The organism is Microvirga sp. Mcv34 (assembly GCF_024519725.1).
Classification (GTDB): domain Bacteria; phylum Pseudomonadota; class Alphaproteobacteria; order Rhizobiales; family Beijerinckiaceae; genus Microvirga.
Window position 1 is genome coordinate 55,477 of record NZ_JALJRK010000024.1, and the last position, 22,775, is coordinate 78,251.

General features: G+C 59.7%; 36 protein-coding genes. 33 read left to right on the plus strand and 3 right to left on the minus strand.

Going from position 1 to position 22,775, the window contains the following annotated elements; all coding sequences use genetic code 11:
* Positions 1 to 2 precede the first annotated feature (2 nt).
* The 16 genes from OC446_RS14510 to OC446_RS14585 all read left to right on the plus strand — a co-directional run bounded on the left by OC446_RS14510 (position 3) and on the right by OC446_RS14585 (position 8,759).
* Entirely contained in the window at positions 3 to 578 is a 576-nt protein-coding gene (locus OC446_RS14510) for a hypothetical protein (protein WP_262029739.1), read from the plus strand.
* A gap of 101 nt (positions 579 to 679) precedes the next feature.
* Positions 680 to 1,204: a hypothetical protein gene (locus OC446_RS14515; RefSeq protein WP_262029740.1), complete on the plus strand. Its 525-nt coding sequence runs from the start codon at positions 680 to 682 to the stop codon at positions 1,202 to 1,204.
* Positions 1,205 to 1,348: 144 nt separating this feature from the next.
* Positions 1,349 to 1,669, plus strand: a complete 321-nt coding sequence (locus OC446_RS14520) for a hypothetical protein (RefSeq protein WP_262029741.1) — start codon at positions 1,349 to 1,351, stop codon at positions 1,667 to 1,669.
* Positions 1,666 to 2,076: a hypothetical protein gene (locus OC446_RS14525; RefSeq protein WP_262029742.1), complete on the plus strand. Its 411-nt coding sequence runs from the start codon at positions 1,666 to 1,668 to the stop codon at positions 2,074 to 2,076. Before OC446_RS14520 ends, OC446_RS14525 begins: the two co-directional genes overlap by 4 nt.
* A gap of 137 nt (positions 2,077 to 2,213) precedes the next feature.
* A complete protein-coding gene (locus OC446_RS14530; RefSeq protein ID WP_262029743.1) occupies positions 2,214 to 2,639 on the plus strand; it encodes an ImmA/IrrE family metallo-endopeptidase in 426 nt (141 codons plus the stop codon).
* 146 nt (positions 2,640 to 2,785) lie between these two features.
* Positions 2,786 to 2,998, plus strand: a complete 213-nt coding sequence (locus OC446_RS14535; protein ID WP_262029744.1) for a hypothetical protein — start codon at positions 2,786 to 2,788, stop codon at positions 2,996 to 2,998.
* Between the two features lie 79 nt (positions 2,999 to 3,077).
* Positions 3,078 to 3,785, plus strand: a complete 708-nt coding sequence (locus tag OC446_RS14540) for a hypothetical protein (RefSeq protein WP_262029745.1) — start codon at positions 3,078 to 3,080, stop codon at positions 3,783 to 3,785.
* 9 nt (positions 3,786 to 3,794) lie between these two features.
* Positions 3,795 to 4,151: a hypothetical protein gene (locus OC446_RS14545; protein WP_262029746.1), complete on the plus strand. Its 357-nt coding sequence runs from the start codon at positions 3,795 to 3,797 to the stop codon at positions 4,149 to 4,151.
* 418 nt (positions 4,152 to 4,569) lie between these two features.
* Entirely contained in the window at positions 4,570 to 4,986 is a 417-nt protein-coding gene (locus tag OC446_RS14550) for a hypothetical protein (protein ID WP_262029747.1), read from the plus strand.
* A 141-nt stretch (positions 4,987 to 5,127) separates the two neighbouring features.
* Positions 5,128 to 5,814, plus strand: coding sequence for a hypothetical protein (locus tag OC446_RS14555; RefSeq protein WP_262029748.1), 687 nt, complete (start codon positions 5,128 to 5,130; stop codon positions 5,812 to 5,814).
* 164 nt (positions 5,815 to 5,978) lie between these two features.
* A complete protein-coding gene (locus OC446_RS14560) occupies positions 5,979 to 6,317 on the plus strand; it encodes a hypothetical protein (protein WP_262029749.1) in 339 nt (112 codons plus the stop codon).
* A gap of 16 nt (positions 6,318 to 6,333) precedes the next feature.
* Positions 6,334 to 6,696 carry a hypothetical protein gene (locus tag OC446_RS14565; protein ID WP_262029750.1) on the plus strand — a complete coding sequence of 121 codons (363 nt, stop codon included), beginning with the start codon at positions 6,334 to 6,336 and terminating at the stop codon, positions 6,694 to 6,696.
* A gap of 23 nt (positions 6,697 to 6,719) precedes the next feature.
* Positions 6,720 to 7,121 carry a hypothetical protein gene (locus OC446_RS14570; protein WP_262029751.1) on the plus strand — a complete coding sequence of 134 codons (402 nt, stop codon included), beginning with the start codon at positions 6,720 to 6,722 and terminating at the stop codon, positions 7,119 to 7,121.
* 276 nt (positions 7,122 to 7,397) lie between these two features.
* Positions 7,398 to 7,811, plus strand: coding sequence for a hypothetical protein (locus OC446_RS14575; RefSeq protein ID WP_262029752.1), 414 nt, complete (start codon positions 7,398 to 7,400; stop codon positions 7,809 to 7,811).
* 41 nt (positions 7,812 to 7,852) lie between these two features.
* The gene (locus tag OC446_RS14580; RefSeq protein WP_262029753.1) at positions 7,853 to 8,077 is read left to right on the plus strand and encodes a hypothetical protein; all 225 of its coding nucleotides are present in this window, start codon (positions 7,853 to 7,855) and stop codon (positions 8,075 to 8,077) included.
* A 40-nt stretch (positions 8,078 to 8,117) separates the two neighbouring features.
* On the plus strand, positions 8,118 to 8,759 hold the full coding sequence (locus tag OC446_RS14585) for a hypothetical protein (RefSeq protein WP_262029754.1): 642 nt from the start codon (positions 8,118 to 8,120) through the stop codon (positions 8,757 to 8,759).
* A gap of 181 nt (positions 8,760 to 8,940) precedes the next feature.
* Here OC446_RS14585 and OC446_RS14590 read toward each other — a convergent pair whose 3' ends face one another.
* Complete coding sequence (locus OC446_RS14590; RefSeq protein WP_262029755.1) at positions 8,941 to 9,162, minus strand: hypothetical protein; 222 nt, start codon at positions 9,160 to 9,162, stop codon at positions 8,941 to 8,943.
* 278 nt (positions 9,163 to 9,440) lie between these two features.
* Between OC446_RS14590 and OC446_RS14595 the strand changes: the two genes are divergently transcribed.
* The 6 genes from OC446_RS14595 (at position 9,441) to OC446_RS14620 (ending at position 12,196) form a co-directional block, all read left to right on the plus strand.
* Positions 9,441 to 9,812, plus strand: coding sequence for a hypothetical protein (locus OC446_RS14595; protein ID WP_262029756.1), 372 nt, complete (start codon positions 9,441 to 9,443; stop codon positions 9,810 to 9,812).
* Between the two features lie 69 nt (positions 9,813 to 9,881).
* Positions 9,882 to 10,169 (plus strand): hypothetical protein, encoded by a 288-nt coding sequence (locus tag OC446_RS14600; RefSeq protein WP_262029757.1) that lies wholly within the window; start codon positions 9,882 to 9,884, stop codon positions 10,167 to 10,169.
* A gap of 127 nt (positions 10,170 to 10,296) precedes the next feature.
* Complete coding sequence (locus OC446_RS14605; protein WP_203447067.1) at positions 10,297 to 10,440, plus strand: hypothetical protein; 144 nt, start codon at positions 10,297 to 10,299, stop codon at positions 10,438 to 10,440.
* Positions 10,441 to 10,487: 47 nt separating this feature from the next.
* Entirely contained in the window at positions 10,488 to 10,907 is a 420-nt protein-coding gene (locus OC446_RS14610; RefSeq protein ID WP_262029758.1) for a BA14K family protein, read from the plus strand.
* Positions 10,908 to 11,190: 283 nt separating this feature from the next.
* The gene (locus OC446_RS14615) at positions 11,191 to 11,598 is read left to right on the plus strand and encodes a BA14K family protein (RefSeq protein ID WP_262029759.1); all 408 of its coding nucleotides are present in this window, start codon (positions 11,191 to 11,193) and stop codon (positions 11,596 to 11,598) included.
* A 175-nt stretch (positions 11,599 to 11,773) separates the two neighbouring features.
* On the plus strand, positions 11,774 to 12,196 hold the full coding sequence (locus OC446_RS14620; RefSeq protein WP_262029760.1) for a hypothetical protein: 423 nt from the start codon (positions 11,774 to 11,776) through the stop codon (positions 12,194 to 12,196).
* A gap of 1 nt (position 12,197) precedes the next feature.
* On the opposite strand, the gene OC446_RS14625 is transcribed toward OC446_RS14620, so the two are convergent.
* The gene (locus OC446_RS14625) at positions 12,198 to 12,590 is read right to left on the minus strand and encodes a hypothetical protein (RefSeq protein WP_262029761.1); all 393 of its coding nucleotides are present in this window, start codon (positions 12,588 to 12,590) and stop codon (positions 12,198 to 12,200) included.
* A gap of 100 nt (positions 12,591 to 12,690) precedes the next feature.
* Between OC446_RS14625 and OC446_RS14630 the strand changes: the two genes are divergently transcribed.
* The 8 genes from OC446_RS14630 (at position 12,691) to OC446_RS14665 (ending at position 16,737) form a co-directional block, all read left to right on the plus strand.
* Positions 12,691 to 13,104: a hypothetical protein gene (locus OC446_RS14630; protein WP_262029762.1), complete on the plus strand. Its 414-nt coding sequence runs from the start codon at positions 12,691 to 12,693 to the stop codon at positions 13,102 to 13,104.
* A 237-nt stretch (positions 13,105 to 13,341) separates the two neighbouring features.
* The gene (locus OC446_RS14635) at positions 13,342 to 14,352 is read left to right on the plus strand and encodes a hypothetical protein (protein WP_262029763.1); all 1,011 of its coding nucleotides are present in this window, start codon (positions 13,342 to 13,344) and stop codon (positions 14,350 to 14,352) included.
* Positions 14,353 to 14,441: 89 nt separating this feature from the next.
* Entirely contained in the window at positions 14,442 to 14,777 is a 336-nt protein-coding gene (locus tag OC446_RS14640) for a hypothetical protein (protein ID WP_262029764.1), read from the plus strand.
* Positions 14,778 to 14,789: 12 nt separating this feature from the next.
* Complete coding sequence (locus OC446_RS14645; protein ID WP_262029765.1) at positions 14,790 to 15,221, plus strand: hypothetical protein; 432 nt, start codon at positions 14,790 to 14,792, stop codon at positions 15,219 to 15,221.
* A 70-nt stretch (positions 15,222 to 15,291) separates the two neighbouring features.
* Positions 15,292 to 15,546, plus strand: coding sequence for a hypothetical protein (locus OC446_RS14650; RefSeq protein WP_262029766.1), 255 nt, complete (start codon positions 15,292 to 15,294; stop codon positions 15,544 to 15,546).
* Between the two features lies 1 nt (position 15,547).
* Positions 15,548 to 15,769 carry a hypothetical protein gene (locus OC446_RS14655; RefSeq protein WP_262029767.1) on the plus strand — a complete coding sequence of 74 codons (222 nt, stop codon included), beginning with the start codon at positions 15,548 to 15,550 and terminating at the stop codon, positions 15,767 to 15,769.
* A 141-nt stretch (positions 15,770 to 15,910) separates the two neighbouring features.
* Positions 15,911 to 16,351 (plus strand): hypothetical protein, encoded by a 441-nt coding sequence (locus OC446_RS14660; protein ID WP_262029768.1) that lies wholly within the window; start codon positions 15,911 to 15,913, stop codon positions 16,349 to 16,351.
* A gap of 47 nt (positions 16,352 to 16,398) precedes the next feature.
* Positions 16,399 to 16,737 (plus strand): hypothetical protein, encoded by a 339-nt coding sequence (locus OC446_RS14665; RefSeq protein WP_262029769.1) that lies wholly within the window; start codon positions 16,399 to 16,401, stop codon positions 16,735 to 16,737.
* Between the two features lie 261 nt (positions 16,738 to 16,998).
* Here OC446_RS14665 and OC446_RS14670 read toward each other — a convergent pair whose 3' ends face one another.
* Positions 16,999 to 17,940 (minus strand): hypothetical protein, encoded by a 942-nt coding sequence (locus OC446_RS14670; protein ID WP_262029770.1) that lies wholly within the window; start codon positions 17,938 to 17,940, stop codon positions 16,999 to 17,001.
* Positions 17,941 to 18,543: 603 nt separating this feature from the next.
* Between OC446_RS14670 and istA the strand changes: the two genes are divergently transcribed.
* From istA to OC446_RS31055, 3 genes are all read left to right on the plus strand, one after another.
* Positions 18,544 to 19,797, plus strand: coding sequence for an IS21 family transposase (gene istA, locus OC446_RS14675; protein ID WP_262029771.1), 1,254 nt, complete (start codon positions 18,544 to 18,546; stop codon positions 19,795 to 19,797).
* A complete protein-coding gene (gene istB / locus OC446_RS14680) occupies positions 19,794 to 20,666 on the plus strand; it encodes an IS21-like element helper ATPase IstB (protein ID WP_262029772.1) in 873 nt (290 codons plus the stop codon). Before istA ends, istB begins: the two co-directional genes overlap by 4 nt.
* Positions 20,667 to 22,544: 1,878 nt before the next feature.
* Positions 22,545 to 22,661, plus strand: a complete 117-nt coding sequence (locus tag OC446_RS31055; protein ID WP_410055076.1) for a NepR family anti-sigma factor — start codon at positions 22,545 to 22,547, stop codon at positions 22,659 to 22,661.
* Positions 22,662 to 22,775 lie beyond the last annotated feature (114 nt).

Consider the following 22,775-nt stretch of genomic DNA (forward strand, 5'->3'; position numbering starts at 1 on the left):
CCGTGGCCGATAAACTATCCGCGCTCAAAGCTCTCCATGCCGACCTGAAGGCCAGCCGCGGCCCTGATCGCGCTCTGGATGCCCGGATCTTTCAGTTCTTCGATCCCGAATCCCGTACGCTTCCCTGGCCGAAATGGATCGATCTGCAGATCGCCGGCCGGGACGATTTCAAGGGCATCAAGCACTTCACCAGCTCAGTCGACGCCGCCCTCTCTACCTTCGAGGATCCGGACGCAGCATCGATCCTGCGGGAAGTAGCCCGTGATCTGGAAAAGCCGGAGCATCCCGACAGGGCTGGCGTGCTCCCTCATATTGCCCGAGCCATCGTGCTTAAGAACATCGAGCACACGATCCTGCAGATGACGCTGACCGGCGACATCTTCTCCCACGGATTCCGCCCCGGAGAAACGGTCCAACTCACCAAGGCGGTGAGTGCTGAAGGTGAGACTTTCCAATCCGGGACCAAAATGGAGATTGAACAAGTCTACGATGACAGCATCGATCTCGTTCATCCTCACACCGCAACCCTGCTGTGGGTGCGACCCGGCGAAATCGAAAAGATCACGGCCCTTAGCTAGCGTGGTCACCCCGGGTTTGTGGGTTTCAGGAACCTTCCAGAAGCTGCCTGATAGGCATGTCTCATCATGTCAGCTTCGAGAGAAAGGAAGGTAAAATCCCCATGAAAATCGTTGCAATGATCATCCTCGCGCTTGTCGCTCTTCTTCCAAGCCCAACTCGGGCTGAGAGCAAAATCCAACAGGGCCATAGGCTCTGGGAGATGAAGGAAAACATCAAAAAGGCGCTCTACGCGTCCAAAGCAGCACCAAAGGTTGTCAAGGCCACCTTCCAATACATCACGATCCGAAATGGCTGTCATCGCATGGCTCTTCCGCCTGGAAAGGCCCTTGCGATGAAGCTGAACGATGATCCCTCGGACATCCAGTCAGCCCAATGCTGCGATAGCCTCAACAGCGCATACCTGTCCTTGGTGGCGACTGCGCCAGCGCCATTCCTTTCGGCTTTGCCGGGATACAATGCGGCAACACCGAACTACGAAAATTTGCAGAGCTTAATTTCGATCGGCAAGGACATTCTTGAAGATCAGCTTCTCGACACAGAAGCAGTCGCGGAGCTCGGTGGAAGTTTTTGGTCCGCGATGATTTTCTCCTGTAAGAAGCCGCTCCTTGAAGGCGCTAAGGACTAGCCGCCTGAATCGCGGTGCTGCCATGGCTTCGGGCGGGACTATGACCCGCCCGACCGAGCAAAGCTCGAAATAAATCGCCGCCACGTATGACGGCGCACATCGCTCGAAACCAGCCCTCCTTACAGTCAAGCTGAAAGAGCACGCATGACCGATACGAACATTGTGATAGCAGCCGCAAAGCGGCTCGACCCAGTTGCTTGGTCCGCAGAGAGCCTCCCGCTCACCGATTCAAAACTGGCTCGGGAAATCGCCGACCGGCGGAAAAACACCCTCCAGATCGTCAAATCGGTCATTCAGACCTTCAAAGAACCGACCGAGAAGATGCTGGAAGCAGGGTTCTTGGCCCTGCCGACGCCGCGCCCATACGACACCCAATCTGTCAGGGCCTCATTCGTCGCCTGCATGGACCAGGCGCTCGGCGAAGCCGAAATCCTCACTGCCTCTAAACAGGGACAAGCACGATGAACTCCACCTACCAGACCATTGAGGCCTTAGCTCAGGAAGCAGGCTGGAACAGCAGCAGCGTCCTGATCCTGATCGCCCAATGGGCAGAGACATCAGGCCAGGCTGCTAGCCTGACGCAGTACCTGAATGATACAGCTCGCGACGAAACGGCCTTATCGGTGGTTGCTCTGACGCCTGAGGGCAGAGCCGAGATCGCAGCTGCCCACGGCTACACGGTCAATGAGAAGGCTCCGGGTCAATTCGTCTTCAATGACCCTGACGGGAACGACGCCGATAATGGCCCGTGGAACACAGCGACGGAAGCCTGGGAGGCCGCCTACTGGGACGGCCTCGGCGACTCCATCACACAGACATCGGACCCCGTTGCTGTCCCTGTCGACCCCGCCTCGAAAGGCTTGGAGCACTGAGAATGCGCCTTCCCCGCAACGCACACGATCCTATCCCCTGTGGGCTCTCAAGGGATCAGATCTTCGCCGAGGCAGCCAAGTTCGCGAAGGAAGGCGGCTTTACGATCGGCACCCCGGCTGTGACCTTGATTGGCCAAATGGGCGGCAAGACCGGGATCATGAATGGCCTTGCCGATGTGGTCATCGGCGCGATGCCCAGCGATGACAGTGATAGCCTCGTTGTCTACGGGAACCGGGATTTCCTGGTTCTGCTCAAGCCGTCCGATAACCCAGACCTCCCCCGGGCAAACCTCGAGGTCGCCAAGGCCATCGGCCACTACGTGCTTCACGCTCCGAAGGTCCGGGAGAAGCACGGCGCCGACGCCGGATTGATCGTCCGGCACTATCCGAAGACCAAGCAGGAAGAGCAGTGCCACCGCGAGGCCGTGCAGTTCGCCTTCGGGCTCTTGGCCCCGCTTGACCGCCTGAAAACCGAGTGGGAGCGTGCCAATGGCGACCTCAGAAAGCTGCGGGAGATTTTCCGCATGCCCTCGGAACTGATCGAGGCGCTCTATCAAAGCTGAATGGAAGCCGCTCCCTAACCCTTTTGCTCAGGGGAGAGGACAAATCCTCTCTCATAAGGCCCTGCCCCCAAGGCGGTTTTGTCGTCTTGCCTCAATCCGGACAAGCGATCATCGGATTGCTGAAATCCCCCAAAGGAAATCGGCCCATGACGGATCAGACAAATTCACCGCTTCGGAATGACGAGGGCCTTCCCATGGAAAAGATTTCCCGCGCTCAGCTTGAGTCCATCGCCCGCTGGATCGGCGCCGTCACTTCCCACCCGGATGCGACCGCCGAGCAGCTCGACGCCGTCTATCAGTACGTGAGCACTGCGTCGCTCACGGAAATGGCCGAGACCGCCCAGTCACTCGGTTACTGAGAACAAGGCCCAACGGTAACCTCTTTCGAGGGCCGTTCGTGAAGGAAGATGATTTTAAATCCCCGAAAGGAAGAAGATCATGGACGCAGTTGACATCATCTATACCGTCGTCGAGACCCAGCGCCTGGCTTCGATTGCCGAGGCCGGTCTGAAGAGCCAGCTCTTCCGCATGGACAATGAGGAACTGATCGACGGTTTCCTGTTCGGCCGCGATCTCAACGCCATCCGCGTCTCGGACCTCGTCAACGCCGAGAATGCCCCATTCACGATCATTGGCTTCAACGCCGACTCGATCTCCGAGATCGTCGACATCATGTCGCTGGCTGGCGGTGTCGAGCACCACGGTATCCGGGAGATGGCCTACTCGACCGAGCCGTTCACCATCCCGGCCTCCGAGCTCGAGTATCTCGACGTGGCTGGTGACTGCTGGATGCAGGTTGAAGGCTACAAGGCCCCGCCGGCGCATTTCGAGATGCTGACGGTATCTGCCAACGAGAACGGTGTCGAAGCGGAACTCGTTGAGGACACCGAGGTCCTCGGTTCGGATCTCCCGGCGGCCACTGAGACGCCGGCTGCGCCGACGGTCGCGGAAAGCACTCCCGAGAAGAAGAAGTACGATCGGCCGTATCTGCCGCCGAAGGAGTATTTCAAGATGCTGCGCGAAACCGGCCAGTATGTCCCTCGCTCTAAGAAGGCCGATAAAAAGCCTTCCAAGCGGGTGCGCTCCGAGGCCGAGCTTCGCGCCATCGGCGGCTTCTACGCTCGCCAGCGCCAGCAAGCCGCCTAAGATCGCTCCATGTCCGATCCAAATGAGGGAGCCGACGGTGCCATCGCCGTCGGCCAGCGGGTTCGCTATGTTGGTCACCCAGAGATGACCACCTGGAACAAGCCCTGCATCGGCGTCACGGGGCGGCTCACTCTAGAGCATGTGTTCCAGTCCAAATACACTGAGACCGAGCAAACCCTTTGGGTTTTTGAGCCGGAACTGCCAGGCAAATGCCTGTCACCGTGGATGTATGTCCGGTTTCGCGATATTCGGCCCATCGCAGAGGACGTTCCGTCTCAGGGGGAGGCTTCCCTTTCAGGTGATTGCTCCTATGAGGCCATGCTGCGGAAGGCCAGTGTTACCAACGCGGATTGCTCCCGGCCCTAAGGCCGAGAGCAACGTTCACTTTTTCAGCGTCCAGATCAGGCAGGCGATAGCCCAGATGATCCGCGCGACGTCGATGTCGATGGTCAGTTCCATCGGATTTCTCCGCGAAATGACCTATGGCCATAGATCGTGAGATCTAGGGAAGAGCTAGCTCTGGCTTGAGAACGTCGCGGCTTTGAAGCTCTAACAGCTTCCCATCCGGCCGGTACGGGTACTCAGGAGCGCTTCTCCTACCCTCCTGAGGTGTCTCACGCTCGTTCAGCGTGCCTGACAATGACAAACATAAGCGCTTGTCCTACTGGTTCAATACTATTCTCGCCTCCCCGGTTCCATTGAACCTGTGGAGGAATTTTCAGGCGCCTTCCTCCCGGAAGGATCGAACTCGATTTGATCCAAATCCCCGAAAGAGGATTGAGCGATGGCAAAGGCGGCTCCCCACGAATGCACCCGTTGCGGCGGCACGGGCATGACCACCCACATCCGGGTCCATTATGGTATCCCCGGCCTCTGCTTTGCCTGCGACGGTGACGGCAAGCGCGAAACTCAGGTGAAGAATATCGAAGTTGCCAAGCGCGCAAAGCAGGTCCGTGCGCTTGCCGAAAGAGCCAATGCCGAAATCCGTGCCCTTGCTGAGCAGCACGGGGGCCAGAACCTCCACCTCTCCTATGAGAAGCGCCGCGCCTTCGCATTCTCCGAGGTCTTCTCGACTGCTCAGTATGCCGAGAAGTTCAACATGAAGCCCAAAGAGGCCTTCATCGAGCTCGCCCGGTCCTGGCCGCATTATCGAATCTGGACCGACGAACAGGGCCAGCCGAAAGGCTGGTGGTACGCGTGAGAGACGCTAACCATTTCAAGGACTTCTAGTTGAAAGCTGCGGCCCCATCATGGATATACCCCCCTAAGATGGGGTATTATTTCGGAAGGCCGATTTAGACCTAAGATCTGAAAATCGTTAAATGACGTAAGGGGGCGCATCATGAACACTATCCCTGTAACGAAGCTTAAATACGACCTGTTATCGGCAAAGCCAGTAACAGTATTGGCAGTGGTAGCGGTGCTGGCTTTGGCTTTGACCCTGCCGCTATTGGACGTATACATACTTGCAGCGGCGTCTAGCGAGATAGCATATTGGCTCGGGCTATATAGTCTGTTCCCCTTTTCGCTGAATATGGTTCCCCAATACCTGCCCCTGTTAGCCGTGTTCTTCATTGGCTATAAGTTACTCCGTAAGCGGGCAAACCGGATTGATCAGGAGACACAACTTGCGGCTATGGCGAAAGCTGCGTCGAGCCCAGTTCAACTCCACAGTTTCATTAGCCGCAAGTCGGGTATTGCGATTGCTGGGAACACCTTGCTCATTGTTCGTGAAGGAAAGCTCGGAGCAATTCCTTTGGAAGCTATTCGGAAAGCGTGGTGGGACATACCCGGGCGCGACGTTGTCAGCGCCTATGGAGCTAGCCCGGTCGTCGCTTGGCAGGTCGGCATGGCCAATAAGATCGCGAAGGAAGAAGCCGACGCCAACAGCGGATTTTACTTCGAGGTCTCAGATATTGCTAATCCGCTTTGGTTCTTCCACTGCACCGACGCAAGTATCCTCCGTCGGTGGAACGAGGTGATTAAACAAGCTTTCGAGCGCACCGACCTCAAAGAGAAGGCCGCCTAGTCGGAAAGACAATAATTTAGTTGAGGGATAAAGCCTGCCGACCTCCGGGTCGGAAGGCTTTTTTCGTGCGCGGGATCACAAACCCCTGTTCCACCTGGGGCCTCGCTTCCTTCTCCAGTCCAAGATCGCGAGTTCATCAAGATCAAAATCCCCGGAGAAAGACGATGGCAGCAGCGGCTCCAGCAACGGAAATGGGCATGTTCCGGCAGTTCTCCTTTCTGAGCTTCCATACGGCGATGGACGCGTTCACAGCGGTCACGAATGCTGATCCTGCCGGGATCATTCCGGTCAGCCATGACGTGATCAACAACATGGTTCAGGTCTCCGAAGTGGACGGGAACACGGTTCAGGAAATGCTCCGGGCCGCCGGTATCAACGTCGAGGGCGAGACAGTCAGCCTTCCCCTTCAGGATGTCTGGGTCATCGAAGCGTTCGAAACCCCCGACTATGCCTTTGAGGATTATATCGACGAGGAACACGGCCTCTTCCGCTGCGCCGCCTGAAACGGAGGAGCCCTCAATGCCGATCACCCGCGTCATTTTGAAAGTCGATGCTCGGAAAGGTCCGTCCGAGTGCCACATTACCGATCTTCGGTTCCAGCATACCGAGGAGCAGATCGCCTTTGGGATCGCCCTCCGGGATCGAGCCTTCCTACCGCCTGCAGAGCCGATCTCCGGCTATGAGGCGTCCTTCGACACCCTCCGGAACCTTCGGCTCAACCCCGAGGCGGCGACAGTCAACTCGCAGCGCGTGTCTCTCCGTGTCGTCAATGACGTCGCCGAGCTTCTCGATGTCATCGAATTCGTCGAGCACGACATGGATCTCTCCTGTCGTGTCCTGACCACCTTTCCCAGCTCGGGATCATCGGAAAATCCGAGATGAAATCCCCAGAAAGGAAGTCCGCCGTGCCCGATATTCGCTATCACATCGTTCCGCAGGGCCTGATGATGTCGGTCAATGGCGAGCCGACGTTCTGGTTTGACCGCAAGGCGTCCTTCGGCATCCTCTGGGAGCACATCGACGACACCCAGATCGAGATCCTCCGCCACGGGCGGGTCGAGATGATTATAGAGAGGGAAGCCTCTTTCAAGGCATTCTATACCGAGCTCGGCACGGAGGCCCCTCGGGCGAGCAAGGCCTTTGTGACTGTCGAGCAACTCGACCATGAGACCATCGACACTCTCAACCGTGTTCTGGCCGGCGAGGAAAGACCGATCGTCATCGCCACTGCGATGCAGAGGTTGGCGCGGCAAGCCCTTCTCCGAGTCATGCCGGCGCACAAGCGCTACATGCTCGAAGCGGCCTAAAGGAGGGTTCACAATGCACCCTCGCCTCTATCGGCCCCGTCAGGCTCTCGTCATCCGGATTCAAAGGGAGACGCTCGCATCGCGAATGGCCGCAGCATTCGTGACTCTGCGGGATAAGCCATCCGGCCCTCGAGAAACCTTCCTCCGCCTTCGAGCCGAGGAAGCCCGTCAGGCCGTCCGGCATCCGGGTCGGAAGCGACGCTGATCTATCCGGATTTTCTGTCCTCCTGAGGTGGGCAGACAATCTGAGATGAAAATCCCCGAAAGGACACGGCCATGGCGTTCGATTTCTCGAAGATCAAGGTTCTCACCCCGGAGGAGCGGGCAGCCCGGGAGGCGGCCGACCTTCAGGCGCAGATAGCCGAGGACGCCAAGAAGCGTGAGGAGTTGTCCAAGCACACGATCACCGTGACCCTGAGTGAGTTCCCGATGCATCGGTTCACGACATCGGGTGACAAGATCGTCGCCTTCCACGGGGCTGATGAGCGCGGCCGCCGCTTCAGCGGGACCTACTTCGCCCCCTTCTTCCGGGAGCGCTCCGAGATCGACGTGATGCTCGCCCCGATGGATCAGGGCACGGCCGTCGTGGTCCGCGGCTACTGGAAGAAGCGCACCTGGCGCAACCAGCAGAACCAGGAAGTCCAGTCCTGGGAATTTCAGATCCAATTCGTCGAGCCCAAGCAGGGCTGAAGCCACCGATCCGTCCTATCCGAACAGCAGGAGACCCCGTTATGTCCGACCAGAAGATCGTGTCCGCTCGCATCACTCCGATTTCGCGCTCGCCGTTCGGCCCGCTACCGGAGGTCCACGCCACCCTTGAGGACGGCAATGAAGTGAAGCTGTTCGACTACTATCCGGACGAAATTAGCTTCTCCTCGTCCGAGTTCGTCGGCCTCACCGAGGCGGAGGGCCGAAACCTGAAGTTCCAGAAGGACGTGGCGTTCCTCCGCTCCTAAGCCGCCACCCTCCCCCGACATCAATAGAAGGATAGCGCCAATGGCGGCTGCCACCGACCTGATTGCCACCCACCGCTGCTTCGTGTTCCCGGACGCCGAGACCGCCGGAGCGGTCTACACCGAGCTCATGCTCCGCACCGAGACCGACTACATGGGACTCTACATCGACCCGCCGACCCGCACCATTCTGGTCAGTGAACCCTTCGGCGATGCCTTTGTCTCCCTGCTCGACGACACCGGCAATCTCGGGCCCGAAATCCTGGTGAAGCAGAGGATCGGTGACGCGTTCTACGACGTCGGGAACGCCCTCGAGGTCCTGCAGAAGGTCTGGCACACCCCCCAATACGGGATGGGCACTGACGGCAACCTCTATCTGATGAGTGGGCCGGACACCGTTTACACCCTTCCCCCTGAGGGGAAGCTCGGCCTCTTCTACGACACCGACACCGCCCTGGGCGGAACGCTCCACAAGCACGGTCCCGCCGACTTGGTCGAGGAACAGTTTATCAAACATCGCGAAGCCTTCCGGGCGGCCGGCTGGTACGAGCGTGCCAACCAGATGAGGCTCGTCGAGATCCCAGTCGCTTCCCTCACGCCGCCGGTGATCGCCGAATTGAACGCCTGCCTTTCTATTTCGGGGCGTATCGGGAAAATCACCGAACGCCTTGGACCTCTTCACTGACCCGGAGAGCGTCCATGGACGACTGTCCACACTGCGAGGGCACCGGCGAGCGAGACTGGCTCAGCGGTGCCCGTTGCTACGAGTGCAACGGCACGGGCGTCCACAAGGACGATGATCCATGCTGTGACTGTCTCGGAGATGGGTCCTGCTCAGGCCGGTGCCTGGAGCACCCGTCCGGTCACTAAGAATTGAGCGGGCGGCTGATGCGAAAGTCCTCGAAGAAGCCGCTCACAAAATGGTGTGAGGCGCTTTCCAAAGCCTGGATCTTCTCCTCAACCAGGTCCGCCAAGACGCTGCTTGGATGGGAGGCCCGCACCTCTCTTACTGCATCCCTGACCTGATTAAGATCTAGGGAAGAAACCATCACCTTTTGACCGTCTCTGGGCCCCTGTTCCAGTGTCATGCGTGTTCTCCACGTATGCCGACGACGCGGCGGAAAAGCCCCAGCCCAACAGCCACACCAAGGTAGGAATGGCCTGTGGCGGTTTCTATTGAGGCCTCGATTACGAATTCGTTATTACGCCGGCTCCTCACCGGCATGTGAACAATGGCCGACCCAAAGCATCGGGTCGATTACGCCAGGGGTAATCGGAATGGCCCCTCTCAGACGCCATTGCTGGGGAAAGTTGACCAGTCCGGTCGAAGTTCGTCTGATTTTGGTTAACACTGGGAAAGGGGAGGATGACGCTCCCCGAAATCTTTGGGGGGAAAACGATGTTCTCGTTTCTATCGCAATTCTTCCTGGGAGAACCGCCTCAGCCGCGGGACTTCGACATCGGGGCGGTCTACCACTCTCCGAACCTCCACGCCTTTTTCATGTTCGGTCTCATTCTGCTCTGCCTATGCTTGGCTCCGGCAGTGCTGGCTCTGTGGAAGGCTCACAGGCAGGGATGGGCCACTGGGCTGGGCTTGGTGGTTGTTGTCGGGGTCGCCATCGCGACGGGCGGCGTTTACGCCAGCGGATACTCAGAGGCGAAATACCCCAACCTCCAAGGAGCGCCGGGCAAGAAGACAGCGATCGCCGGCAGCACAGCCCCTCGCGCCTTCGACTAACCGATAACGGGTGCTGCGTGGGGAAAAACCCCAAAGAGCCTGCCCGTCGGAGGAAGAGGAGGAGAGGTCGTGTCCGAATTCATCATTGAAGCGGCAATCACAGGGCCGCAGGCGACCATCGGCGAATTCAGATCCCAGTTTTTGGATTCCTTCCCGGACATCAGGAAAGACACTTCGGATGAGATCATCGTCACCCTGTCGGGCGGTGACTTGGACCCCCGCCCTACTCTGCTGAACCTGTCGGGCGAGTTTCCCTCTCTGACATTCTCGGTCGCCGAATACGGGGCTCATCTTTCGGAAGATCAGCCATCACACCGTTGGATCGCCCAGGACGGGGAAATGAGGTTCGGGCGATAGCGACAGCGACGACGCCATTCTGGGAAACGAACTCGTCCTAAACACGGCTCTTGGTTCGTTCGGAAGCTTATTTCGGATCATGAGCGTGAAGATGATTTCGAAAAAATCCCCAGAAAGGATCAAGACAATGGCTCGCTTCAACCCGGTTCAGGCAGCTCTCGCCAACGCACGCAGCCAAGGTCGCAGCACCCACAAGGTCGTCGACACCCGCCGCAAGGGAAAGGGCGTCCCCTACAACCGGGCTGCCGCCAAGCGCCGGGACGACTACTGAGCCGGCCCAGCCTTCGCCCTCCATCGTCGAAATAGAAAGCAGCCTCGATGCGCAAGATCGCGACCCTGTTTCTCGCCCTGCTGACTCTCGGCATCTCCTTCGCGGAAGCCACAGCGCAATCCCGGTACCCCGGGGTCCATGCTGAAAGCCGATACGGCCGGGATCGATACTCCGGCTATGAGCGCGGGTATCGGCCTCAGTATGCCGAACCCCGTCACTATGGCCGCCCTCGACACTACCGTCGGGACAACGGCGACGCCATCGGAGCAGGGATCTTGGCGCTGGCCTTAGGCGCCGCCGTCGTGGGCGCGATCGCCAACCAAGCGCAGGTCCAGGCTGCTCCACCTCCTCCGGCTACAACGGACCCCCAGCTCGCTGCCTACTGCGCTCGCCGGTTTCGGTCCTACGATCCAATGACCGGGACCTACCTGACGGGAGCAGGCGAACGGATCGTCTGCACCTACTGAACGCGAAATCCCGGCTCGACGGCAAAAGGCTCCCAAGGGGGCCTTTTTTAGTCGGCGTGCTCTCAAACCCCCTGCGATCATACCGGATTAACGCAATCCGATGATTCCAGTCACGCATCATAATTCGGATTCTGGACGCCAAACCGGAATTCGAATAATGCCGGATAGGGAAGGTTTCTCTCGTTTGACGAAGCTCGGTTGAGGGACGGGCTTTGCCTAAACCCCAAGGGCCTTCGGGCCACTCCCTCTGAACCATGGCCTAAACAGGCCACAAGGAAAGTCGATGCGTAAGTTCGCTTCTCTGCTGATTGCCGCCTCTATGCTGGCAACTCCAATGTCCCAGGCCGTTGCCGCTCCCCACAATCACACGCCCGATATAACCAAGGAATATCCGGGTGAAAGCTACAGCCAGTACCGCCGGTACTATGGTGGCCCGCGCTACTATCACGGCCCTCGCTACTATCGCCGCGGCGGCAATGGCGGCGCGGTCGCAGCAGGTGTCCTTGGTTTGGCCGCTGGCGCCATCATCGCCGGCGCAATTGCCAGCCAGGCACAGGCTGCCCCGCCCCCGCCTCCCGGAACAGTCGATCCGCGTCTGGCGGCCTACTGCGCCCGCAAGTATCGGTCCTACGACCCGAACACAGGAACGTTCCGCGCCAGCAACGGCATGCGCTACGTCTGCACCTACTAATCGGTCTGTTTCAGACCCGACGGAAAGAGGCTCCAACAGGGGCCTCTTTTTTATGGGCGCTTCGCCAAACCTCTGGAATTTGGACCTCGGCCCCCCGAGAACGCCTAGGGTTTCTCTGTTTCCTCTAAAATCATCCTATCGATCCGATGATTTGAGAAACCCCGAAAGGTTCGAAATGACTGACGCTTCCGCCTCCCAGCCGCAGGATCTCCCAAACGATCCGATGACGGACGTCGGCCACCTCCTGATCCGCGCCTACAATGGCGATCAGTTCGACCCGTTCTTTGTTCAGGGCCACCCGTCTATGGGTGAACAGTCGGAGCGGATCGTCCGTGCCTGCTTCTATTATGCCATCGTGATGACGCCAAAGATCACGATGCTCTACGACAACTGCGGCCGTGGCGGCATGTGCGACATGACTGTCGACGAGATCTCCGTCATCTGGAGAACGCCCGCTCTGCTCGAAAGCCTCGGCACCACCTTCGAGGCCCTTCAGAATGGTACCGCCGTCATCACGGCGACTGAGGCCCGAAAGCCCGACATCGACCTTTGGGCCCGGATCGCGGAGGCCGAGGGGAAGGTGCTCAAGGCAGCTTAAACTAACGCAACTCACTCCGACGATAGGAATACTCGTTTTGGGATCCATCCTCATGCCGTTCCACGATCCGAACCCGATTACCCTTGTCGAGAACCTCAAAAGTCACCACGCTATCCAGCGGATCGGTTCGCCAGCGGCCGGTTTCTGAGGCCCAGATCACCCTGGTCCCCTCCAGACGGCACCGATATTTCCAAAGTGTCCAATCCGACGGACGATTATAGGAGACGATTGTAATCTCTCCTTCGGGCTGGGCTTTCATGATGGAAGGCTTTCTGCCCATCACGCCGCCCATTGCCGCACGACAAATCTCGCCTCGCTCCGCGGGAGTGAGTTCGGCTGCATAAGCCGGTCCTGCCACGGCTAACCCTACGACCAGGATTCCAAAACGTCTCATCGCTATACCCATCTGAATTCTGGTATGGGGCTACTAATACTCGATCGACTCCGCTCTCGGATTACCTGCTATGTTCCCGATATTCCATAAGCCTCTCCTCATGAGCGCACTGTTTGGAGCCACTCTGAGCGCGGTTGCGATAGGCCCCACCTCTGCAGGCGAGCTATATATCTATGAGCACAACCTTTCGGTAATCGACTGGTTTGTCGTCGGAGATAAAATCAAGGCAACGTATTCCAAGCCAAAGGCCAGCCTCGTGGCGGCAGGGGTCAAGGAAGGCGCGGTCCTTTTCGAAGGGGACTACGAAGGAAACCGGATCATCGGCACCGCCTACGCCTTCAAATCCGGCTGTGCCCCTGCCCCCTATCAAGTGATCGGTATGGAGCAGGGAAGCCAGATTATCCTCCGCGGTCCCGGCCCAGTTAGATCCAAGAGCGGATGCGACGTCATCGGGTATTCCGCAAAAAGCCCACATGCCGAACTGACGTTCCAGTATTCTGCCACCCACCATTGACCGTCAGGACCTTGCCTGCCTGCCGGATCCCGCTTGGTCAGCCTGTGTTATGATCCGCAGTGACTCAAACGGACGGTTGCGGTGATGGAGGCATCACTCCTAAGCAGCTTCGCCTGCCACGACGGCCAGGAAAGCCTTGTCCTCGGCCAGAGGCCGGACGGTTCCATCGCTCACATCTCTGAGGTGCCCCGAGGGACGGCCTGCGAGTGCACCTGTCCTGGCTGCGGGGCTCCTCTCGTGGCCCGGAAGGGAGAGGTCCAACACCACCATTTCGGCCACCAGGGCACCGAAGACGGGCGGCCCTGCAACACAGGGCCGGAAACCGCCCTGCACAAATTCGCCAAAGAGGTTCTGGAACAGAAGCTACAACTCTTCCTGCCGACCCTGGACCTTTGGGACGGTTCAGAGCGGTGGGTGGGCTTCGAAGGAAGATCCTATGAATTTGACGCCGCCGTCCTGGAGAACCGTCTGGGAGAGATCATTCCCGACGTCATCATTCGAAAGGGGAATAGGGATCTCATCGTCGAATTTGCCGTCACCCATGAATGCGGGCCGGCCAAAATCGCCATAATGGCCGAAATGGACATCAGTGCCATCGAGGTCGACCTATCCAAACTGCCTCGCGACATCTCGCGGGAAGGGCTAGAAAACGCCATCCTCCACGCGGCCCCGCGCAAATGGCTCCACAATCCTAAAATCAGGGAAGGGCAACGGGAACTTGAAATCCGTCGGCGCCGGCGAGCCGACACACTCTCCCGGCAGGTATCTCCTCTTCTGAAAGCCTATCGAGCGACTCTCGAGAGCCATCGAATCTCCCTCAATGCGTGCTTGGCGGTCGGCCGCATCAAGAGCGATGGCATGGAGAGGGCTATTGGTCACAATGTCCCCGGATCGGGTTGTTTTAAGGTCCCGCCACGGGACTGGCAGGCAACCATCCTCTCCGGCGTGATCGAACAGGCTGTTGTGGGGAGATCCGCCAATATCACTATCAAAGATGCGCTCCGGAAAATTCGGGATCGAGACTGGATCAACTTCCGTTTCACTCGCATCTCTGAAGACCAAGCAGTTGTCCTGCGGGAAAGTTCGGTTCAATTCGAGTTCCCGGAATTCGCAATTCAGGCGTGGGCCGCCGCCCTTTCACGCCTAAGCATCCTTGTTCCCGTCTCCAGCACCGGACGATGGATTCTCCACCCCATGATCATCAAGGAGATCCAGTCCAAGCGCACCGCCGATAAACAATCCAAGTAGCCGCTTTCCCATAGCACGGAGGACGTCTTCGATTTCGGGATCATTGCCGCGAACAGATGATCGGAAAAATCCCCGAAAGGATCCTCACGATGGATGCGAGCCGCTACTCCCTGAAGCTCCACAAGGACTTCCCCGGCAAGGGCTGGCTCCTTGAGCTCCACATGAACGACAGCGACGAAGAAGATGTCGCCTTCGTAGAGATATTCCGTGCCACCGCCTTTCGGTACTTGGGCGCGGCACCCCACGGCTTCACCCGGCACGACGACGGAAGGCGTTTCGTCGACACCAACTGGTTTCTCCAGGGCGAAAGCTCCGACTGGCTAATGTTCGAATTCTGGACCAGCGACCAGACAGCCATTCTCGACGGTGTCATCCGCGTCATTGAGGCGCTGGAAACCCAGGGCGTCTCCGTCGTTCTGCAGTGATAGGATGCCGACATGGCCGATCACTTCACGACCACCTACTACGTGCTCGATCCCAAAGGGACCGTACACCGGGTAAAAACCGAAACCCTCGGGGACCTCCGGGCCCTCGACAGCTTCCGTCGCCAATGCCTCATCCATGGCTATAGCGCCAAGGAGCAAGAGCAGGTTGAGGCAGACATCCACGCGAAGATCTATGAGCAGATCTTCGGAGGCGACATCATCAAGCACGAGGTCCAGCACGCTTTCCTTGAGGCGAACGGCACGCTGGTCGACCACGAAAGCCCGAAAGGATTCTTCGAAGCCATCGGGTACACCCGAAGCTTGAGGGACCGCTGCAAAAGGCAGCACAAGCGGTACATGGACGACGGGAAACTTCCGGGCGGCGGTTTCGTCTGCAATGATCCTGCCCCCTACCATGTCGATCTGCCAGGGTTCGCCGGCTAAGTGCCTCATCTCCTTTCGGGACATTCCCATGAACCAATGATTGGGCAAAACCCCGAAAAGGAGATTGGACATGCGGATCCGGCGCTTCAGCAGCTTCGACAAGACCATCGGATCCGATCGCGACACCCTAGTCGGCGAGTTCCTCGACGTCAGCACCGCCACTGACCACGAGTTTCCCAACGAGCTCGGCCGCCAGCGCTACGCCCGCTACATCCATGCGGTCGGCTGCCTCCAGTATGGCGACAAGTTTCTCGCTGACCTGGAAGCCGTTTACGCAAGTGGAGTCGTTCAGCGCCCCACTTTCCCGGTCGGGGAGGCCGCCTGAGATGGACGCCGCAACCCAACACACCACCCCGTCCATGACCTATGAGGCGTGGAAGGCTCAGGCCGTCTCCTACGCCTGGACCACTTACCTCCTGCCAGATGATTGCATCGAGGACGACAGGTTCCAGTCTGCCTTCTCCGCCGGCGACACGCCGGAGCGGGCGGTCGATGACCATTGCCAAAGGTACGACATCAATAAGGTCGGCCCTTGGGGCACGATCTGAAATCAGAAACCCGCCCCGACAAAGGGCGGGTTTTCTTATGCTCCAACTTCCAAACCCCATCGCCCTGATCCCTGCTCATCTCAAGTTTCGATTGGGATTGTGAAGAGATGATCGAAAAAATCCCCGAAAAGGAGCAAGGCGATGGACACCCTCGAGCAATTCACGGTTCTGTCCGGCATTCGCATCCAGGTTCTGGCTCAGGCTATCGCCTGCAAGACAGCCTTCGCCCGCGACCTCCATGAGCGCCTGGCACAGCAGCTCGCTTACATCTGCAAGAAGCTTCGGCTGGAGATCGCCGTCGCGGCCCGCTTCGGGGACGAAGACGAGGGCGCCTTCATTTGGGAAGGCCCAGACGAGATCCACCTGATCGACAGCCTCTACATCGATCACGGGACCCGCGAGTACCAGATCAACGGTGAGAACTGGTACTCCCTCGATGGAGACGGCGAGCCGATCGCCTCGCCTGCGACTGCCGAGCAGACCGAAGGGCTGGACCGCTTCATCGAGGAACTCGCCCAGTACGGCGTCCTCGTCACAGCCAACTACGTCTTCATCCCCTGCGAGGAGCAGATCGCGGCCTAAGGGCCGCACCTCCCATCGCGTCGATCTAACAGCTTCGGAGAAAAGGCATGACCGCCGCATCGCTCAACAAGCCGGCCCCGCTCATCTGGACCGACCGCATGTCCACCGGCATGAGCCACTACACCTACTTCGGCGGCCGGACCCCGGGTGAACAGATCGTCTACGTTCTGCGCAGCGATCTTATCCTGGACAAGGACACGCAGGAGCGCTGGGAGGTCTCCTGGAACACCGGCTGCTATCCGCGCCGACTTCCGGAGAACCGGTACCATCCGACCCTCTGGGCTGCGGTCGAAGCTGCCGAGGCGGAAGTCGCCCGGGTCACCGCTCAGCCGAAACAGCCCTGCCGGGCCTGCGGTCCGCACTGCGACATTTGGAAGGACAGCTAATTGGCCCTGGCCGCCTAAGAACCTTCCCTCTCGATTCACTCACGACAACAGAAAGGATGCCGTCGATGTCGATCACCGTGAAACGTCCGAGAAAGCGCTTCCCCTGGAAAGGCATGCTGCTCAAACGGGACTGCTACCGTGACCTGAGCACCTGGTGGAGCGAGAGCTTCTGCCGCCGAAAGAAAGCCTGATCCGGTCGAGACGCAAGAAGGCCCCCGAAACAGAGGGGCCTTTTTCTATGCTCGCGTTACCAAACCCCGGTCAAAGACCGGCCAAAGCATTTGTCAGCCGAATGTCGACTTCGTTCACCTCTTGATAGAGACGTCCAGCTTCAGCAATCACATCAGCGCTCCACGACATCCGGTTTCGGCCGAACTTCTCGTAGAGTTCGTCCTTTGCCGTCTCCAACTCCCGACGCCGATCTCGGAGCGCTTGGATCTCCGGTGTGACCTTCGGCTCCACAGCCTCATCCATGTCTGTGTTCGGAACGAGGTAGAGGTTCCTGTCCTGATCTGGGACAGCGCGATAAAGGTGCTCGGGGTATTCCTGACCCTCTTCCCACGCCTCGGGATCAAAATCAGACCAATCGCGCTCAGCCTCACCAGCCCCAGCAGAGAACGTCACTGACGCTTCAATATGAACAGGGGCAGGTTTCGGCTTTTCAGACGCAACAACCTTCGGCGCCTCGACAGGCTTTGCCCTCTGCTCGATGACAGAGGAAGGCTCTGTAGACGCTGAGGGAACAGCAGCATCCGTCTCCTGAGGAGATACACGCTCAGGAACAGGGATTTCGACTCCCTCCCTTGCCCTTTTGGAGAGAAGGAAATCGGCCTCTTCATCATCAATGTCAGGATACTTAGCCTTGATGGCCGTACGCTGCTCATCGGTGAAAGTGCCTCTAGGCACGATGAAGCTGTTTGTCACATTAAAGGGGCGACGCCCCTCCTTCAGCTTCTTCCTGTGCTCGGCTACAAGCACCTCCTGATCGGCCAGCTTTTTCTTCTCAGCCTCTTTGGCCGCAACCCGACGCGCGATCCACTGCTCGCCCTCCTCACGGATCTTGGCGATCTCAGCGTCGATCTGATCTTTGCGCGATTGCACACGCTTCTCGATCACGCCGGGACGCTCAGCGCCCCAGGTGTAGCGCTTCCCGTCCTTGCGGGCGGTGTTGACTGATACTGATCCGGTCGCAGCAGCGCCCATCACAAAGCCTCTCACTTTGTCAAAAACAGGAGGCGCGCAGTTGGACTCACACCTCCGAATTAAACCGGAAGGTAGCAGCCTTAAGGCCAAGATTCAACGAAGGGAAACCCGGAAGGCCGAGTTCAACTGACACTCAAATGGCAGTTATCACCAGAAACCTCCTGCCAGTCTGTCGCGCCGGAAAGGCAGATGGTCGGAAAGCTGACCTGTCGCACAAACGGCAGGTCTGAAAATTCTCACCTGACAGCACAAAGTAAAACGGCCTGACAGGTCACTTTTCGACTTACCTTTCACACTTCGGGCGAGCGACAGGTCCGAAAGCAGGAGGCCTGTCACATCTTCTCCGCCCTGGCAGATTTCCCAGCAGCCCTCTGTCCTCTTTTGCTGCTCTCTGGGAGGCAGTCCGTCCGCGATCGAGCGACAGTCGAAAGCACACAGTCCGCGCTCGCTTCATATACCCTGTTGATACCGGAGTGAAACTCCCCAGACCTGCCGATTGAATTTTCCCCAGGTGAGCGCGGCTGCCGATCGTTTCGGAAGCCGCCGGGAAGACCGGCAGGCTTTCTTCGCCGATGCTGCTCCTGATGGTCAGGAGGACAGGCGGTGATCCAGCTTGGGGAGTTAGTCATGATCCTGGAATGGCACCGGCAGGGCATGTCGGTCTCGGCCATTGCCCGCCAGAGCGGCCTCGACCGCAAGACGGTCCGCAAGTACATCCACCGCGGCCTGGAGGCGCCCGCTTATGGCCCACGCAAACCGCGTCAGACCGTCCTCGATCCCTTCACCGGCTACTTGCGCGAGCGCGTGAGCGCCTTTCCGGGCCTGACCGGCAGCCGCCTGTTCCGCGAGATCAGGGAGCGCGGCTATGCCGGCGGCTACACCGCGGTCACAGACTTCCTGCGCGAGATCCGCCCCGCAACGCCATCCTCCTTCGAGGTCCGCTTCGAAACCCCACCCGGCGTGCAGGCCCAAGTCGACTTCGCCCAGTTCCAGCTGGTGTTCACCGACGAGCCCTCCGTCCCGCGCATCGTGTGGCTGTTCTCACTGGTGCTGGGCTACAGCCGCCTGATCTGGGCCCGCTTCGTCCTGCATCAGGATCTGGCCACTCTCTTGCGCTGCCACGTGGCCGCCTTCGAGGCTTTGGGCGGCGTACCGCACGAGGTGCTCTATGATCGCATGAAGACCGTGGTCACCGGCGAGGCCACCACCGGCGGCATCGTCTACAATCGCTCCCTCATCGATCTGGCCCGTCACTTCGGCTTCCATCCCAAAGCCTGCCGGCCGTATCGGGCCAAGACCAAAGGCAAGGTCGAGCGGCCGTTCCGCTACATCCGCGAGGACTTCTTCCTGGCCCGCTCCTTTTGCAATCTCGAAGATCTGAACCGGCAACTGCAGCACTGGCTTTCGACCGTCGCCAATCCCCGCATGCATGCCACCACGCGCCGTGTCGTCATGGAGGCCTTCGCCGAGGAGCAACCACATCTGCGGCCTCTGCCGCTGGCCCCGTTCCGCTCGGTGCTGCGCCTGGAGCGGCGGATCTCGCGCGAGGGCATGGTCAGTGTGGGCGGCAACTTCTACAGCGTGCCCGACGCCACCCGCCGGCGCGTGGTCGAGGTGCAGACCCTGGCCGACGAGATCCGCATCTTCGAGGATGGGGCGTTGATTGCCGCCCATCCGGTGCTGGAGGGCCGCCATCAGCGCCGGGTTGCACCCGGTCATCGTAAGAGCCTGCCCACAGGGCGCATGCGTGCATCCGAGATCTCGCCGGTCTGCCGCACTGGTGATGTGGTCGCGCAGCGTTCGCTGGAATTCTATGACGCGGTCGCCCGCCATCTAGCCCGGGAGACCCGCGCATGAGTGCCGCTCTCGAACTCACCCCCACGGCTCTGGAGCGGATCCGCCAGGATCTGGTCGGCCTGAAGATGCCGCGCGCCCTGGAGGCGCTCGATGCCATCGTGCGTCGCCTCGAGCAGGGCGAGATCAGCGCGCTGGAGGCTATCGACACGCTGCTGTCGGAGGAGCTGACCCTGCGCGAGAACAGCCGCATCAAGACCGGCCTGCGCATGGCGCGGCTGGCAACGATCAAAACTCTGTCGGGCTTCGACTTTGCCTTCCAGCCTTCGCTCGACCGCGACCGCATCCTGACCCTGGCGCAGTTGGGCTTCATTGGTCGCTGCGAGGTCGTGCACTTCCTCGGTCCGCCGGGCACCGGCAAGAGCCATCTGGCCACGGCGCTGGGCGTGGAGGCAGTGAAAGCCGGCAAGAGCGTGTACTTCTGCACCCTGGCAGATCTGATCGGCACGCTGGCCCGGGCTGAGCGCGAGGGGCGCCTGGCGGAGCGGATCCGATTCTTCTGTCGGCCCGCCCTGCTCATTGTGGACGAGATCGGCTATCTGCCGGTGGTGTCCGGGGGCGGCAACCTGTTCTTCCAGCTGGTCAACGCCCGCTATGAGCGTGGGGCGATGATCCTGACCTCGAACCGCGGCTTTGCCGAATGGGGTGAGGTGTTCGGCGATCCTGTGGTGGCCACGGCCCTGCTGGATCGGCTTCTGCATCATGCGGTGGTGATCCAGATCGAGGGCTCAAGTTACCGCCTGCGTCAGCACGCTGAGCTGATGCCCGAGCATGTGCGCTCCAAGGCCCTGATCACGCCGCCCGATCCGGCACCGGCCCTGCGCCGTCGAGGACGTCCTCCGAAAAATGGACCGACGCCCCTGGGGATGTAAGCGGCACAAGTGGGGAATTTTACTTCGGCGCTTCTGGGGACGATTCAAACGGCATTGACATACCCACGCGACACCCGTCGCCTGGTCCGATCGCGCTCCGACGGGATCCCTGGTCAATGGAGCCGCCTGTCCCTTCAGATCCGACATGAAAGGTCGGTTTCGGCACCACCTGTCATCAGTTCCGGCCCAGTCTGTCAGGTCCCGTTACGACAGACCTTTCATTTGAGTGACAGGCCATACATGCGGGCACCTGTCATCACCTCGGCCAAACCCTTATGGCGCAAAGGCTTGGCTTCTCGGCCACTCGCACGCGGCTCTCCAGCCGGGACCAATACAAGCTCGCCTCATGCCAGGAGCCTGCGACCGACACGCTCCACGAGACGGGCCGGATTGATCGCAGATCTGCCGGAGCAAGTGACAGGTCTGGAGCAAAGCGACCTGACACACCGAGCGGCCGACCAGCCCGTCCCGCCAGTGCCATGGAGGCCGAGGGCCACCCTCCCCGCCTGGTCGAGGCATACCAAAGGACCAGACGATGTGACAGGTCGAGAAGCTCCCTGCCTGTCAGCAGAGTGACAGGTCATGCCACAATCGACCTGTCACCCATTCTCCCGTTAGATCGCAGTCGATCCTGGTCGCTGCAGCTCCCGGATCTCCCAAGTGCACCGGCCGGACTCGCCAGCTCACCGGCCAGACTCCATTCGTGCAAAGTAAAACCCCTGCTCGAAGCGTTCAGAGAACGCCACTGGTCTTTTGCTTGGCCTGAATACATATCCTGTGCTTGACGCCCAGCGTATCGATGAACAGCGGGTGTCCCCCCGCGATTCTGCTGGAGCGTAATCACATCAGTTTGTACTGCTGGAATACGTTTTCACGGCAGAGAAAGACGCGCTCTCACTGTGTGCGCGTCTCCAAACCCGCCCGGAGCGGCCTGGAGGCCGGTCGAGGCAGGACAGGCTCAAAGGCCCTCGATCGGCTCGGGAGGGGCCACAGGCCCCGTTCTACGTCCCGCATGACCCTACCCCGCCGACGGGAATAGCCTACGGCTGTCGGAACACCTCTGATGCTCACAGACCCCCAACAGGAGGGGTCCAGAGGGAGGTTTAGGGGCAGGATAATTTTTAGGGCCCAATACCGCAGTTTTGCCGCACCTACCGGTTCGGACAAATCTGCTGTCTTTTACATTGGGCTCTGCGAGGCTGTCCCGGCGCGCTTTGGCTGAGGCCAAATCGCACGATCCAGACGGATCGTGGCCGGGTACGAGCGAGGCATCCGTCTGCTGAACGCAGCCCTGCCTCGCCATCGGGACGCGAAAACCGCGTCCTTCGTTAATACTATACGAATACTTGCCGTCGCAGAACGCTCCGGCTGCGGGCGGACGACCAGCGTCCGCATGCTCCCTCGGCCTCCGCTGCTCTCAGGAGCAGCTCGGCCCGGCTGACAAGCAGCCGCCGGTGCGATTTCCCGCTGGTTCACGGGGCCATGCGGCCCCCTCTCAAGTCTGACCGTGTGCCGCTCGCGCGAACACCTCGGTCCAAACCTGCCAAGGCCTCGCTCACAGTTGCCGCAGACCACCGACTGCTCCGCCCGAAGCCTCCGACCTGAGCCCTGCAGGTTTGTCTGGACGGACCTGACCCACGGTGATGGTCAGCGCCGCTGTGTGCAAAATTGCATGTGGGGCGCACCGGCATCCGCCCAATTTTCGGCTGATTGCGGCTCCCTTACTGAGCCTAGCCGGAGTCGTATTTGCTACAAGGGAATGAGACGCCCATGGGTGAGGACGCACCAGAGGCCCAAGGCACGCTTGCCTTGGCATCAGCACCAGGCGGCACGGGAGGCGGCCGCAGACCTCCGGATCCGAAACTCAAGCGGTCCACCATGACCCGGCTCGGGCAGGTGCTGCGGAGCGAGTACGCCTCTGTCATTAAGGAGCCAGTTCCGGACGCTCTGCTCGCCCTTTTGCAGCCGGGCCAGGATCCGGGGCGGTCGTCCTAGAGACCCGGGCCCGCGGCTCTCAGATCCTGCGGATGTCGCTGTAGCTCAGGAGGGTCTAACCGATCGTATTCACCTGAGCTTGTTGCAGTGACCTGATTTGCGATTTGGACGAGC

Bases quoted from the DNA above. Each gene is read 5' to 3' on its own strand.
- OC446_RS14515 (WP_262029740.1), top strand. From the start codon at position 680: ATGAAAATCGTTGCAATGATCATCCTCGCGCTTGTCGCTCTTCTTCCA.
- OC446_RS14520 (WP_262029741.1), top strand. From the start codon at position 1,349: ATGACCGATACGAACATTGTGATAGCAGCCGCAAAGCGGCTCGACCCA.
- OC446_RS14525 (WP_262029742.1), top strand. From the start codon at position 1,666: ATGAACTCCACCTACCAGACCATTGAGGCCTTAGCTCAGGAAGCAGGC.
- OC446_RS14530 (WP_262029743.1), top strand. From the start codon at position 2,214: ATGGGCGGCAAGACCGGGATCATGAATGGCCTTGCCGATGTGGTCATC.
- OC446_RS14535 (WP_262029744.1), top strand. From the start codon at position 2,786: ATGACGGATCAGACAAATTCACCGCTTCGGAATGACGAGGGCCTTCCC.
- OC446_RS14540 (WP_262029745.1), top strand. From the start codon at position 3,078: ATGGACGCAGTTGACATCATCTATACCGTCGTCGAGACCCAGCGCCTG.
- OC446_RS14545 (WP_262029746.1), top strand. From the start codon at position 3,795: ATGTCCGATCCAAATGAGGGAGCCGACGGTGCCATCGCCGTCGGCCAG.
- OC446_RS14550 (WP_262029747.1), top strand. From the start codon at position 4,570: ATGGCAAAGGCGGCTCCCCACGAATGCACCCGTTGCGGCGGCACGGGC.
- OC446_RS14555 (WP_262029748.1), top strand. From the start codon at position 5,128: ATGAACACTATCCCTGTAACGAAGCTTAAATACGACCTGTTATCGGCA.
- OC446_RS14560 (WP_262029749.1), top strand. From the start codon at position 5,979: ATGGCAGCAGCGGCTCCAGCAACGGAAATGGGCATGTTCCGGCAGTTC.
- OC446_RS14565 (WP_262029750.1), top strand. From the start codon at position 6,334: ATGCCGATCACCCGCGTCATTTTGAAAGTCGATGCTCGGAAAGGTCCG.
- OC446_RS14575 (WP_262029752.1), top strand. From the start codon at position 7,398: ATGGCGTTCGATTTCTCGAAGATCAAGGTTCTCACCCCGGAGGAGCGG.
- OC446_RS14580 (WP_262029753.1), top strand. From the start codon at position 7,853: ATGTCCGACCAGAAGATCGTGTCCGCTCGCATCACTCCGATTTCGCGC.
- OC446_RS14585 (WP_262029754.1), top strand. From the start codon at position 8,118: ATGGCGGCTGCCACCGACCTGATTGCCACCCACCGCTGCTTCGTGTTC.
- OC446_RS14590 (WP_262029755.1), bottom strand. From the start codon at position 9,162: ATGACACTGGAACAGGGGCCCAGAGACGGTCAAAAGGTGATGGTTTCT.
- OC446_RS14595 (WP_262029756.1), top strand. From the start codon at position 9,441: ATGACGCTCCCCGAAATCTTTGGGGGGAAAACGATGTTCTCGTTTCTA.
- OC446_RS14605 (WP_203447067.1), top strand. From the start codon at position 10,297: ATGGCTCGCTTCAACCCGGTTCAGGCAGCTCTCGCCAACGCACGCAGC.
- OC446_RS14610 (WP_262029758.1), top strand. From the start codon at position 10,488: ATGCGCAAGATCGCGACCCTGTTTCTCGCCCTGCTGACTCTCGGCATC.
- OC446_RS14615 (WP_262029759.1), top strand. From the start codon at position 11,191: ATGCGTAAGTTCGCTTCTCTGCTGATTGCCGCCTCTATGCTGGCAACT.
- OC446_RS14620 (WP_262029760.1), top strand. From the start codon at position 11,774: ATGACTGACGCTTCCGCCTCCCAGCCGCAGGATCTCCCAAACGATCCG.
- OC446_RS14625 (WP_262029761.1), bottom strand. From the start codon at position 12,590: ATGAGACGTTTTGGAATCCTGGTCGTAGGGTTAGCCGTGGCAGGACCG.
- OC446_RS14630 (WP_262029762.1), top strand. From the start codon at position 12,691: ATGAGCGCACTGTTTGGAGCCACTCTGAGCGCGGTTGCGATAGGCCCC.
- OC446_RS14640 (WP_262029764.1), top strand. From the start codon at position 14,442: ATGGATGCGAGCCGCTACTCCCTGAAGCTCCACAAGGACTTCCCCGGC.
- OC446_RS14645 (WP_262029765.1), top strand. From the start codon at position 14,790: ATGGCCGATCACTTCACGACCACCTACTACGTGCTCGATCCCAAAGGG.
- OC446_RS14650 (WP_262029766.1), top strand. From the start codon at position 15,292: ATGCGGATCCGGCGCTTCAGCAGCTTCGACAAGACCATCGGATCCGAT.
- OC446_RS14655 (WP_262029767.1), top strand. From the start codon at position 15,548: ATGGACGCCGCAACCCAACACACCACCCCGTCCATGACCTATGAGGCG.
- OC446_RS14660 (WP_262029768.1), top strand. From the start codon at position 15,911: ATGGACACCCTCGAGCAATTCACGGTTCTGTCCGGCATTCGCATCCAG.
- OC446_RS14665 (WP_262029769.1), top strand. From the start codon at position 16,399: ATGACCGCCGCATCGCTCAACAAGCCGGCCCCGCTCATCTGGACCGAC.
- OC446_RS14670 (WP_262029770.1), bottom strand. From the start codon at position 17,940: ATGGGCGCTGCTGCGACCGGATCAGTATCAGTCAACACCGCCCGCAAG.
- istB (WP_262029772.1), top strand. From the start codon at position 19,794: ATGAGTGCCGCTCTCGAACTCACCCCCACGGCTCTGGAGCGGATCCGC.
- OC446_RS31055 (WP_410055076.1), top strand. From the start codon at position 22,545: ATGACCCGGCTCGGGCAGGTGCTGCGGAGCGAGTACGCCTCTGTCATT.